Annotated in this window: 9 protein-coding genes; 2 read left to right on the plus strand and 7 right to left on the minus strand. The window is 49.4% G+C overall.

Annotation, left to right across the window (positions count from 1 at the left end; translation table 11 throughout):
- Positions 1-79: 79 nt before the first annotated feature.
- Entirely contained in the window at positions 80-1,996 is a 1,917-nt protein-coding gene (gene ftsH / locus DFR27_RS07240) for an ATP-dependent zinc metalloprotease FtsH (RefSeq protein WP_211327604.1), read from the minus strand.
- A gap of 311 nt (positions 1,997-2,307) precedes the next feature.
- Here ftsH and yhbY point away from each other — a divergent pair, with 311 nt between their 5' ends.
- On the plus strand, positions 2,308-2,610 hold the full coding sequence (yhbY, locus tag DFR27_RS07245) for a ribosome assembly RNA-binding protein YhbY (protein WP_121876783.1): 303 nt from the start codon (positions 2,308-2,310) through the stop codon (positions 2,608-2,610).
- 123 nt (positions 2,611-2,733) lie between these two features.
- Here yhbY and greA read toward each other — a convergent pair whose 3' ends face one another.
- From greA to carA, 3 genes are read right to left on the minus strand one after another with little or no spacing between them, the layout of a single operon-like run.
- On the minus strand, positions 2,734-3,207 hold the full coding sequence (gene greA / locus DFR27_RS07250) for a transcription elongation factor GreA (protein WP_121876784.1): 474 nt from the start codon (positions 3,205-3,207) through the stop codon (positions 2,734-2,736).
- Positions 3,204-6,425 (minus strand): carbamoyl-phosphate synthase large subunit, encoded by a 3,222-nt coding sequence (gene carB / locus DFR27_RS07255; protein WP_121876785.1) that lies wholly within the window; start codon positions 6,423-6,425, stop codon positions 3,204-3,206. The genes greA and carB overlap by 4 nt, the downstream gene beginning before the upstream one ends.
- Positions 6,426-6,435: 10 nt before the next feature.
- Positions 6,436-7,569 (minus strand): glutamine-hydrolyzing carbamoyl-phosphate synthase small subunit, encoded by a 1,134-nt coding sequence (gene carA / locus DFR27_RS07260; protein WP_121876786.1) that lies wholly within the window; start codon positions 7,567-7,569, stop codon positions 6,436-6,438.
- A 575-nt stretch (positions 7,570-8,144) separates the two neighbouring features.
- On the opposite strand from carA, the gene DFR27_RS07265 reads away from it, so the two are divergent.
- Positions 8,145-9,140, plus strand: a complete 996-nt coding sequence (locus tag DFR27_RS07265) for an adenosine kinase (RefSeq protein ID WP_121876787.1) — start codon at positions 8,145-8,147, stop codon at positions 9,138-9,140.
- Positions 9,141-9,162: 22 nt separating this feature from the next.
- Here DFR27_RS07265 and DFR27_RS07270 read toward each other — a convergent pair whose 3' ends face one another.
- Genes DFR27_RS07270 through DFR27_RS07280 form a run of 3 tightly spaced genes read right to left on the minus strand, consistent with a single transcriptional unit; the run spans position 9,163 to position 12,927 of the window.
- Positions 9,163-11,454, minus strand: a complete 2,292-nt coding sequence (locus tag DFR27_RS07270) for a DNA polymerase II (protein ID WP_121876788.1) — start codon at positions 11,452-11,454, stop codon at positions 9,163-9,165.
- Complete coding sequence (locus DFR27_RS07275) at positions 11,451-12,479, minus strand: DUF2333 family protein (protein ID WP_211327605.1); 1,029 nt, start codon at positions 12,477-12,479, stop codon at positions 11,451-11,453. Before DFR27_RS07275 ends, DFR27_RS07270 begins: the two co-directional genes overlap by 4 nt.
- Before the next feature lie 31 nt (positions 12,480-12,510).
- Positions 12,511-12,927 (minus strand): copper chaperone PCu(A)C, encoded by a 417-nt coding sequence (locus DFR27_RS07280; protein WP_121876790.1) that lies wholly within the window; start codon positions 12,925-12,927, stop codon positions 12,511-12,513.
- Positions 12,928-12,977: the final 50 nt, after the last annotated feature.

The raw sequence follows: 12,977 nt of genomic DNA on the forward strand, positions 1-12,977 counted from the left end.
TTTGGGGGGTCGGATTTGAAAAGGCACTATGCATTATCGTCCTCTAAAAAAAATGCTTCCTTTCAGAAGCATTTTTGAATTATTTCGATTCTTCGCTGTCACCAGCGTCATCATTTGGAGCTGGATCAGGCTCTCCATTATCGGCCTCAGCCGCCGGAGCAGATCCGTACCCCTTAGCCTCAGACTGAGTCTCCCAATTACTCGGCGGGCGAACCTCAGTACGATTCATTAGATCATCAACCTGAAGTGAGTCAATAGTCTCAAATTCCATGAGTGCGTCTTTCATTGCCTCGAGGATATCGCGATTCTCCTTCAAAATAGTTGACGCTCGCTCATAACAGGAATCTGTGATGCGGCGTACTTCGGTATCAATCGCCTTCGCCGTTTCACCAGAAACTCGCGGTTGCTGCCCCTGCTGAGCTTGGCTTTCATCGCCAGCGTAGTTCAACGGGCCCAACTTCTCGGAAAGCCCCCACTTAGTGACCATATTGGTAGCTAAGGCGGTAGCGCGCTCAATATCATTTTGCGCCCCAGTTGTAACACCATCGAACCCAAGCGTCATCTCTTCGGCGATACGACCACCAAACAACGCGCAGATTTGTGATTCTAAGCCACGCTTCGAAATGGAGTACTTATCCTCTTCTGGCAGGAATTGTGTGACGCCTAAAGCTCGCCCTCGGGGAATGATCGAAACCTTATGCACCGGATCATGATCTGGCACCAAACGACCGATAATAGCGTGACCCGCTTCGTGATAGGCTGTATTCACCTTCTCAGAATCCGACATGACCATCGACTTACGCTCAGCGCCCATCATGATCTTGTCTCGCGCTCGCTCAAACTCATCCATTGTCACCAAACGCTTGTTCATACGCGCAGCGAAGAGACTTGCTTCATTGACTAGATTAGCCAAATCAGCGCCACTAAAGCCTGGCGTGCCCCGAGCGATCACCGGCACATTAACGTTATCAGAGACTGGCGTTTTACGAAGGTGGACACGCAAAATTTGCTCGCGACCCCGAATATCTGGCAGTCCAACAAACACCTGTCGATCGAAACGACCAGGACGGAGTAGTGCCGAATCCAACACATCAGGTCGGTTTGAAGCAGCAATTACAATTACCCCTTCGTTACCTTCAAATCCGTCCATCTCCACGAGAAGCTGGTTTAGGGTTTGCTCACGCTCATCGTTGCCGCCGCCTACACCGCCACCACGATGACGACCAACTGCATCGATTTCATCAATAAAAATAATGCAAGGTGCACGCTTCTTAGCCTGTTCAAACATATCACGCACACGTGATGCACCAACACCGACGAACATTTCAACAAAGTCAGAGCCCGAAATTGAAAAGAATGGCACCCGCGCTTCACCAGCGATTGCTTTTGCCAACAATGTTTTACCTGTTCCTGGCGGGCCAGCCATTAAGACACCACGCGGAATTTTTCCGCCCAAACGTTGGAATTTACTCGGATCACGGAGGTACTCTACCAATTCAGATACTTCTTCTTTGGCTTCATCGACGCCCGCAACATCGGCAAAACTGGTCTTGATCTCATCTTCACTTAGTAAACGAGCCTTAGATTTACCAAAACTCATCGGGCCGCCCTTGCCGCCGCCACCGCCTTGCATCTGGCGCATGAAGAAAATAAACACAGCTACAATGATGAGCACAGGGAGAATGGAGTAGAAGAGATTCTCCAAAATACCCGGCTGTTCCACTGGCTCACCGGTCACTTTAACGTTTGCACTGTAAAGGTCGTTCATTAGCGCATCGTCGTAGTACGGAATAAAGACCTTAAAATCTTGACCGCTCGTATCGGTTCCGCGAATGACTGAACCCTGGAAGGTGACAGCATCAACCTGACCTGCTTTAACAGACGTAATGAAGTCACTGTAGGCCATATCCTGACTAGTGTTTGGACTACTAAAGTTTTGCAGCACCATGAAAAGCACGGTGACAATTACTAGCCAAAGTACCATGGTCCGAGTCATATCTTTCAAAGAAGCATCCTCAAAGTTGTGCGACGTGTATCGCCGCGTTGTTATCTAAACAACTATATCGGGTCTAGATCCTAGTTTTTCAAGTATCGGCCATAATTACTTTTTTTACTACTTCGGTAATCCAATAAATTCTAAGCTTTATGCTCGTCATTGACGTTAACACTCAAGCTAGGCGAACATTCATGGTAACGAAGCCATCTAAGTGAATAATTATTGTACTCAGGCGAATCACTTAGTTCGCTTTCCTGTGCTTTAATGTAGAATGCCGTCAAACGATGAATTCAACTTGGTAGAGTTAACTAATGACACTCACACAACAACGTAAAAAACAACTTCGCGCAATTGGCCACAACCTCAAACCGGTTGTCATGATCTCTGAAAATGGCCTAACGGAAGGCGTACTCAACGAACTGAATCGCGCGCTAAATGATCACGAGTTAATCAAGGTTAAGCTCGCTATCCCTGAGCGAATCGATCGGGCCGAGGTTGCCAGTGCCGTTGTTGCCGAGACCAACTCTACGCTTGTTCAAACCATCGGCAAGATCATTCTTATCTGCCGTGAGGCCCGCAAGCCTAATCCAAAGCTTTCCAACCTACTTCGATAAGCTGTTAGCAAGCTAAAAGTGGTGGCTGACACTCACCCCCACTGGTGAGTAGCTCCAAAGTTAAGCCGCAAAAAAAAAGAGCCTTCGCAGGCTCTTTTTTTGTCACTAAAAAATCAATGCTAGTTAGTGCTCAACCGCATCGATTTCGAACTCAACCACTCCGGCCGGGGTTTGGATATTCACCACATCGCCAACCATCTTACCGATCAAGCCTCGGGCGATTGGTGAAGAATAGGAAATCCGATTCTCCGCTGGATTCGCCTCATCTTCACCAACAATGCGATACTGTTTTTCTTCCTCAGTATCAACGTTAATGATGGTTACCGTTACGCCAAAAATTACCTTTTCGGTTGCCGGGATTTTTTTGATATCAATAATCTGTGCATCGGACAACTTCGCTTCAATCTCTTGAATACGCCCTTCGCAGAATCCTTGCTGCTCACGAGCAGCATGGTACTCAGCGTTCTCCTTCAGATCACCGTGCTCACGAGCCTCAGCGATAGCCTTGATAATAGTGGGGCGATCCACCTTCTTCAAACGCTCTAGCTCAGTCTCGAGCGCTTGCGCGCCCTCGACTGTCATAGGAGTCTTATTCATCCTTTAATACTCCCATGTAGATCTTGTAGGCGGCGAACTTGAACCTCACCTTTATGCTGAAGCGCCATGCACACCGCACGGCCACCAGCCAAGGTGGTGGTGTAGTATACGCGATGTATCTCTGCGCTCGAACGGATTAGCGCCGAGTCACGAATCGCTACACGCCCTTCAGTGGTGTTGATAATCATTGTAATCTCATCATTACGAATCATATCCACAATATTTGGGCGCCCTTCCATTACCTTGTTCACCAAGCGAACTGGGATATTGGCTTCCTGAAGCACCTTAGCGGTACCTCGAGTAGCAACCAGCTCAAAGCCTAGCTCTACAAGGTCACGGCCAACTTCCACAACGCCCTCTTTATCAGGTTCACGGACCGATAGGAAAGCTACACCCTCCGTCGGCACTTCGTCGCTCGCGCCAAGCTGTGCTTTAGCGTAGGCTTCAGCGAAGGTATCGCCCACACCCATAACTTCGCCCGTAGACTTCATTTCAGGCCCAAGAATTGGGTCAACACCAGGGAACTTATTGAACGGGAACACCGCTTCCTTAACCGAGAAATAATCCGGAACAATTTCCGAAGTAAAACCTTGATCAGCCAGTGAAATACCTGCCTGACAGCGCGCAGCAACCTTAGCAAGGCTAGTACCGATACACTTAGAAACGAACGGAACCGTTCGTGAGGCGCGTGGGTTTACCTCAATAACGAAACACTCTCCGTCTTGGTAAGCGAGCTGAACATTCATCAAACCAATAACACCTAGCTCAACCGCCATGCTCTTTACCATCTCGCGCATTTCATCTTGCACGTCAGCGGGCAGAGAGTAAGGAGGTAATGAACAGGCTGAGTCACCCGAGTGAACACCTGCCTGCTCAATGTGCTGCATGATTGCACCGATGACAACGGTCTCGCCATCTGATACCGCATCAATATCTACTTCGATTGCTGCATTAAGGAAGTGATCCAATAGAACCGGCGCATCATTGGATACTTCAACCGCTTCGCGGAAATAGGTGCGTAGCTCAGTTTCGCTGTAGACAATTTCCATAGCTCGACCACCAAGGACATACGAAGGACGTACAACAAGGGGGTAACCAATCTCTTCAGCTCGAACAACAGCCTCATCAATTGAACGCACCGTAGCGTTACGCGGCTGGCGCAGGCCTAGGCGTTTAATCATATCGGAGAACTGCTCACGATCTTCGGCACGATCAATCGCTTCCGGCGTAGTACCAATAATTGGTACGCCAGCAGCTTCAAGTTCACGCGCAAGCTTCAGCGGTGTCTGACCACCAAACTGCACGATAACACCCTTAGGCTGCTCAAGATCACAGATTTCTAACACATCTTCGAGCGTGACTGGCTCAAAGAAAAGACGATCTGATGTGTCATAGTCAGTTGAAACCGTTTCTGGGTTACAGTTAACCATGATGGTCTCGTAACCGTCGTCTCTCATTGCTAATGCTGCGTGAACACAGCAGTAGTCAAATTCAATTCCCTGGCCAATTCGGTTAGGCCCACCGCCGAGAACAAGAATCTTATCGCGGCCACTTGGCGCTGCCTCACACTCTTCTTCGTACGTTGAGTACATGTAAGCCGTCGCGGTGGAGAATTCTGCCGCACAGGTATCAACTCGCTTGTAGACGGGGCGAATATTCATCTTCTGACGAGTACGACGGAATTGCTTTTCGCTGACACCGAAAAGCGTTGCCAAGCGCGAATCAGAGAAACCCTTGCGCTTTAGTGCGTACATCGCGTCTTTGTCAATGTTAGACAGCGCAGTAGTGCTAATTGACAGCTCGGTATCGATAATGTCTTTGACTTGCACCAGGAACCAAGGATCAATAGACGAGAGCTCGAAGACCTCCGCTACCGACATACCCGCGCGGAAGGCATCGCCTAAGTACCAAACTCGGTTTGCGCCAGGCGTTGACAACTCACGACGAATAACCGATTCAAAGTCAGGCGCATCAATATCTACTATGGTCTCGAAACCTGCAGAACCGACCTCTAGGCCGCGCAGTGCTTTTTGGAAAGACTCTTGGAAGCTACGGCCAATCGCCATAACTTCACCCACAGACTTCATCTGCGTGGTCAAGCGCGCATCCGCATCACCAAATTTTTCGAAGGTAAAACGAGGGATTTTCGTCACAACGTAATCAATCGCCGGCTCGAACGATGCCGGTGTTGCACCACCCGTGATGTCATTCTGAAGCTCATCTAAGGTGTAACCAACTGCCAGCTTTGCCGCCACTTTGGCAATCGGAAAACCGGTTGCCTTTGAAGCTAACGCTGAAGAGCGCGAGACCCGCGGGTTCATCTCAATGACCACAAGGTCGCCATTTTCTGGATTTACCGCGAATTGAACGTTTGAGCCACCGGTTTCAACCCCGATCTCTCGGAGCACTGCCACCGAGGCATTACGCATAATCTGATATTCTTTATCCGTTAGGGTCTGTGCTGGCGCTACGGTGATTGAATCGCCTGTGTGAACACCCATCGGATCAAAGTTTTCGATTGAGCAGATGATGATACAGTTGTCGTTCTTGTCGCGAACAACTTCCATTTCGTACTCTTTCCAACCAATTAATGACTTATCGATTAGCAGTTCTGAAGTTGGTGATAGATCTAGACCACGAGTACAAATCTCTTCGAACTCATCACGATTATAGGCAATACCACCGCCCGATCCACCCATTGTAAAGGAAGGTCGAATGATGATCGGGAAACCAAAGCGATCGCGGATAGCGCGTGCTTCATCAAGGTTACGAGCGATACCTGCTGGCGGACACTTAAGCCCAATACGCTTCATGGCCTGATCGAACAACTCGCGATCTTCCGCCATGTTGATGGCATCTCGGCTTGCGCCGATTAGCTCACACTCGAACTTCTCGAGCACGCCATTATCCGCAAGAGCTAGCGCACAATTTAGCGCAGTCTGACCACCCATTGTTGGCAGTACTGCATCAGGTCGCTCTTTTTCGATAATCTTCGCCACAGTGCGCCATTCTACTGGCTCAATATAGGTCGCATCAGCCATAGCCGGATCGGTCATGATCGTAGCGGGGTTAGAGTTAACTAGAATAACTCGATAACCTTCTTCACGAAGCGCTTTACACGCCTGCGCACCGGAATAGTCGAACTCACAGGCCTGTCCAATTACAATTGGACCAGCACCCAGGATCAAAATACTTTTAATATCTGTACGTTTTGGCATACCCGCTCCGTTATGCTTTGCGCTGAGCCATCAGCTCAATAAAGTGGTCAAATAATGGTGCTGCATCGTGTGGACCAGGACTTGCTTCAGGGTGTCCCTGGAAGCTGAATGCTGGTTTGTCCGTGCGGTGAATACCCTGAAGAGAGCCATCAAACAATGACTTGTGCGTCGCCACGAGATTACCTGGCAGCGAGCTCTCATCTACAGCGAAGCCGTGGTTTTGAGATGTGATCATGACCTGCTTAGTTTCGAGCACTTGTACAGGGTGGTTAGCACCGTGATGACCGAACTTCATCTTTTCGGTTTTAGCGCCAGAAGCCAGTGCAAGTAGCTGATGCCCAAGGCAGATACCAAAGATCGGCAGGTTATCTTGCTCTAGCAGCGTTTGAATTGCTTCAATTGCATAAGTACACGGCTCTGGGTCACCTGGACCATTCGAAAGAAACACGCCGTCTGGCTCCATCGCCAACACTTCGCTCGCTGGGGTCTGAGCCGGAACAACTCGTAGCTCAACGCCACGATCAACCAGCATACGCATGATGTTGCGCTTGATACCATAATCGTAGGCAACAACCTTGTAAGGCTTCTCGGCTGGCGAGACGAAACCCTTTCCTAGCTGCCAACTACCAACTTCCCATTTGAACGCGTTTGAGGCGGTAACTTCTTTGGCGAGATCCATACCCTTCAGACCCGGGAATGCTTTCGCCTTTTCAATTGCCTCTTCTTCGCTGGCAAATTGCCCCGCGACGATACAACCACTCTGCGCGCCTTTCTCGCGAAGGATACGAGTTAAGCGACGAGTGTCGATGTCGGCAATACCAACGATGTTATGCCGTACTAAATAGTCACTAAGATTTTCTTTGCTGCGGAAGTTTGACGCCAGCAAGGGAAGATCACGAATTACCAAGCCCTTGGCCCAAACCTTTTGCGATTCTTCATCCTCGCTGTTTGAACCCGTATTTCCAATGTGAGGGTAAGTTAGGGTAACAATCTGTTCGGCGTATGATGGGTCAGTTAAAATTTCCTGATAACCTGTCATGGCCGTGTTGAAAACTACCTCACCACTAGCGGAACCCGTCGCACCAATTGCAGTGCCTCGAAAAACGCTTCCATCTGCTAACGCGAGAATGGCTATGTGACTCATTTCGTCTCCTTCGAACGTAGGGCCTTACATTTCTGGCACAACAAAGCACCTAGCCTTTCGACTACGTGATTTTCATTGAACTCAAAAACGTTCGGCTATAAAAAAGCGAGATGAGCTCTCTCACCTCGCTTGGAATTTGATGCATGCCGGAGCTTTTAGCTCTAGCTGCCGCCGCCAAATAAAACGTTTTCCATATCGTTTATTGGCACCTGTGACGGCTCTTTGACTGGGAGCAAATTATATCCCAAGCGCCTACATCAAGCTAGCAAAAGTTTTGACTCATGCATTCGTAATATTACCGACTTTAGACCGTGTAATAGGTTACACCGCTAATATCAGCAATCTTCCAAGCTACTCTAAAAATAGACCAAGATTATCAATACAACCTACTTTTGCGCCCCTCTTCTATGGCTTTGGACCGCTCAACAGTAACAGGCGCTGCTAATGTGGCCGAACCCGCCTCGGCTAACCGAATAAAATTAGCGATAACTCAGGTAATTTACGCGCTAAAGTTGCAAATTTACGCTGCGCAACGATAATGACCGCTTTATAGACATCATCAAATGTGAGCCCGCATGAACAACTATCAGATTTTTGGCTTGGGTGCCGCCCTCGTGGACACCGAAATTGAAGTGAACGATCAAGACTTGGTCGACATGAACATTGATAAGGGCATTATGAGCCTCGTTGACGACGCTCGCCTTCACGAAGCCCTCGATCAGTTGAATGATCGCGGAACGGTCGCTTCGCGCGCAAGCGGTGGTTCAGGCTGCAACAGTATTATTGCAGCGAGCTACTTCGGTGCGAAGAGCTATTATTGCTGCCAAGTGGCCGACGATGAAAATGGTGCTTTTTTCGCCGCTGACTTACGAGCAGCCGGCGTTGACAGCAACACTGGCATTAATGACCCGGCTGGCACAACGGGACGTTGCTTAGTTCTGATTACACCAGACGCAGAGCGCACCATGAACACTTGCCTTGCCATCAGCGAGACTCTTTCAGTGGCCGAGCTTGATGAGTCCGCTGCAGCCTCTGCAGATTGGGCATACATTGAAGGTTATCAAGTAACCTCTGCAACTGGTCGCAAGGCGGCCATCCGTCTTCGCGAAGTGGCTCGCGCGGCCGGTAACAAAGTTGCCCTATCACTGTCTGACCCAGCCATGGTGCAGTTTTTCCGCGAAGGTATGCTACAGATAATTGGCGATGGCGTGGACCTACTTTTCTGTAACGAGCAGGAAGCACTTCAATTCACTAACACTGACAACATTGATGCCGCAGGCAAAGCGTTGCGTGAATTCAGCACCGCTTATGTGATTACCCGCGGTGCAAATGGCGCGGTCAGTTTTGATGGTAAAGTAGAGCGCAGCCATGCGGCGAGCAAGGTTAAAGCCATCGACACGAATGGCGCTGGCGACATGTTCGCAGGCGCTTTCCTCGCGGCGATTTGCCAAGGAAAGAGCTGGGAATATGCCGGCGAGCTGGCAAGCACCGCAAGTGGCGCAGTGGTTTCACAGTTCGGCCCTCGCCTGAAGCCAGAACAACATGCTGCCATCACAGCAACCATTAGCTAGTCATTAAGCTAAATTAGAACCGTTAGAAATCTAAGCCAATTTGTTGACTTATTAACGCCTCTAACCTTTCGCCAAATACCGCCAGCAGAGAATCCACTGCTGGCGCTATTTGCTTCTCTAAATAGTGATCGTAGTCCATCTTGCGATTAGAAATCCCCACCGGTTCCGGGCCTTGCAGCGTGATGCGGTATTCAATCCAATCCCCCCTCCGCGGCTTTCTTGGCAACATCTTTGCCGCTTTGACATGAGGTGGAATTTGCTTCTCGTAGGCGTCTAGCGGCTTTCGGAGACGCTTTCGATATATAAGTTCACTATCGAAAACACCGGTATACATCTCACGCGTGAGCGAAATCAGCCACGCTTTCCATTCCAAACCAAAGAACACTCGTTCAAACAGCTCTGCTTGAACACGGCGTGCAAGGTGACTCCAATCGGAGCGAACATTCTCTAAGCCTTTGAACACCACTTGATCGCCTACCAAGCCGGCATAACGTTTTTTACTGCCATATTCCTGATGGCGAATCGTTGGCATGAAAAACCGTTTGAAATGCGTTTCAAATTCAATCTCAAGCTGACTATCCAGGGCGAAATTGGCACGAAGCCGCTCCCGCCAGAAGACATTTAAGCCTTGCTGTAATGCTTGACCAATTTGGTTAGCAAGCTCATCTGTTAGCGCCTCGCCAACGAGCTCAACAAACACCGAATCCGTATCGCCATAAATTACCCGATGACCTTGCTCCTCAATCCATCGAGCACTCTCCTGCAGAATCTCATGACCTCGACGCGTTATACTCGAGGCCAGTCTTGGATCAAAAAAACGACAGACGGATGAGCCAAGCACTCCGTAGCAGCTGTTCATAATAATCTTCAACGCGCTGGAACGTGCCGAATCTCCAGCACTCTTCGCCTCATCTCGGGCTCGCCACAGCGACTCGATAATACCAGGCAGGATACTCGCCTCACGCCGAAACATCGCTCCGTCAAAACCCGGTACTGCACCGGCACTGGGGTTAGCTTCAGCCTCCCACAGTGCGCACGGGTCGACGAAGAAAGTTCGAATAATACTGGGGTAGAGACTTTTGAAGTCCAGCACCAGCACATGCTCAAACAAGCCCGGCACCGAATCCATGACGAAACCACCAGGGGACTCAAAGCTAAACATTCGCTGACCTTGGAGCGGGGCAACGTAACCAGCTCGATGTAATCTTGGCAGGTATAGGAACTCAAATTGAGCCACCGAACCGCCAACTCGGTCTAACTCCGCACCGGTCAAGCGTGCGCGTTCTACTAGGTAAGAAATAAGTCCAGTTCTCTCGAGAATACGGAGCACTAACTCGCAATCAATCAGATTGTAATTGGCTAATTGACCGGGATCATCTTGATGCCAAGCAATGATTTCATCAATCCCATGACTCGCGCCAATTAGCTTCCCATCACCTAGCAATTGCTGCGACACAAACTCCAAACTATGCGAGCTAAAGTGCCAACCCGCTGACTTTATTCCGTCCATGGCGTCTACAATACTGCGCCCCTGAACCCTGCAATAGCGCCTTTCGTCACGATCCTCGCGCCATGCGACTACTTCGTTGTCACGACCAATCCGAAAGGCGATGCCGAGCGCTTCACATCGCTGCTGAATCACCCACATGTCGAACTGAATACAATTCCAACCCGTCAGGATATCGGGATCAACTCGGCGTACCCACGCTAAAAATGCCTCAATGCAAGACCGCTCATCCACTACACCCTCAAACTGATCACTACTTTCGTGACCCACGACCCAAACGGCTCGTTCTAACGGCGTAACCGCGGCAATGGAAATGATGGTATTTTGATAGGCATTGGTTTCAATATCGAAACTAAGCAGCGAGAGCGGCACGTCCACGCTTGCAGGTCTTAGCTCAGGATTTCTGATGGTCCCACTTGAATCCTTAGCACCGCCGCTCCAACTCGCTTCGCCGCAGATGAATCGCTCCATCAAAAAACGATCCGGCGGCTTAACATCGTACTCTAATGGATACAGACCTCGGTCAATTAACTCATAAGCGGCTGATTGGTGACGTGCCCAGGCGTTGAAGTACACAGCCCAAACAGCTTCTTGGGAATAGGTTTTTAACTTGAGTTGTTTACACTCAGCCGCATACCTTAGCGCAGTACCAGATTGCTGATAGTCAGCATCGCTGAGAAAGAAAACGGGGCGTTCGCCCCGTACTTGGATAGATTGAGCTTGGTCTTGGGTGGCAAACCAGAATTCCAAGACCAGATAGCCGCCAACATCACGCCAATTTCTACTGAGGAGAAGTCCCTGGCTCATCCGTTATTAAGGAGATCTCGGAGGTCGATCAAGGCAGCATTGGCACGTGAGATATAGTTGGATAGCACCAATGAGTGATTGGCCAACATCCCATACCCACTTCCATTGAGAATCATCGGGCTCCAGATTTGTCGTTGAGTACCCTCTAATTCTCTGATGATCTGCTCTAAGCTGGCTTGCGCTCGCTTCTTTTCCAACACGTCCGCGAAATCAAACTCAATGGCCTTGAGCGTTTGCGCCAGTCCCCAGCAATATCCACGAGCCTCGTAGAATACATCATCAATTTCTAACCACGGTGTTCCAACATACACTAATTGAGCCGATGCAGTTGACTGCTGAGCCGCTGTGTCTCCGGCCAAGTCGGTATTCACTCGAGCTTCTCCTACCGACGCGGCTAAGCGCTGGGAGTAAGAGCCTAGGCGAGAGCCCACGGTGGTCAACCACGCGTTAAGATTATCGGCTCTGGCAAAGAATTGTGCACTTTGGTTGGATTCATCATTTAGGCGTTCAAGGTAGTCCTCTAGATACCTAATACTATCTCGATACTGCCCCTCTGAAGCAGGTAACAACCAAGAACGATGATTGTAATTGAGATTAGGCTCAGCCTTCTTCAGCGCTTCATCCTCAGTAGACTGAGTTTGTGAACGAGAAAATTGCTCTCGCATTGCCTTAGCGAGGTCGCGAATTTGAACTAGCGCCCCGTACTCCCAATTTGGGATATTATCCAACCATACACCAGGCGGTGAGATATCGTTGGCAATATACCCCCAAGGTTTGTCCAATAGTGTTTCCGTTTGCACTATCAGAGATTGTGTAGTTAGCGAGCCGATAACCGGCTCTTGCCCTGGGTAACGCTCGGCAAAGGCCTGACGAACATCGAAGGGCTCAGGCTCGGAACTGATTACCACACCCACAATTGCCATCAGTAGGAGATAGACACCCAGAAGTATCGCAATCCAGCGCCAAAAGCCGCCATCAACACGATCACTTTGATCAGTACGCCAATTTGTCCACCTTTCTTTAATCGTCACTTTAGTACCCCTTCCGTGTTACCAACTACTGCGCCACAACGGGCAATAGAAACTTAATACTTTCACCTGACTCGAATAAGATTTCAAAGTCAACTTCCGAGTCTTTATCTAAATCGCTTACGCCCATCATCATGATGTGCAGTGCTCCGGGCGAAAACTTAATGGTTGAATTCGCTGGCAGCTTGATATTCTCAGCGTGTCGCATCTTCATGACACCATCAACGTTCTCAACTCGATGAAACATCGTGTGCCGGGCTGCGCTCGATGATATCGAGGCTAACACAAGCTCAACACTACTGGTATTTCTCAATTCGAGATAGGCGGCGGCTACCGATGTGCCCGGTGGTGGCAGACGAACCTCTCCGCTGATGACAGAAAGCTCGGCTTGAACTGTCGAGCTGATTAACATCATCGCGGTAAATACCCAATTTCTAAATCTCATCTGACAGTTTACACTCCCTAACAAATTTCAGAGGACAATATCTGTCTTCA

Origin of the sequence: Umboniibacter marinipuniceus, from assembly GCF_003688415.1 — a bacterium.
Lineage (GTDB): Bacteria > Pseudomonadota > Gammaproteobacteria > Pseudomonadales > DSM-25080 > Umboniibacter > Umboniibacter marinipuniceus.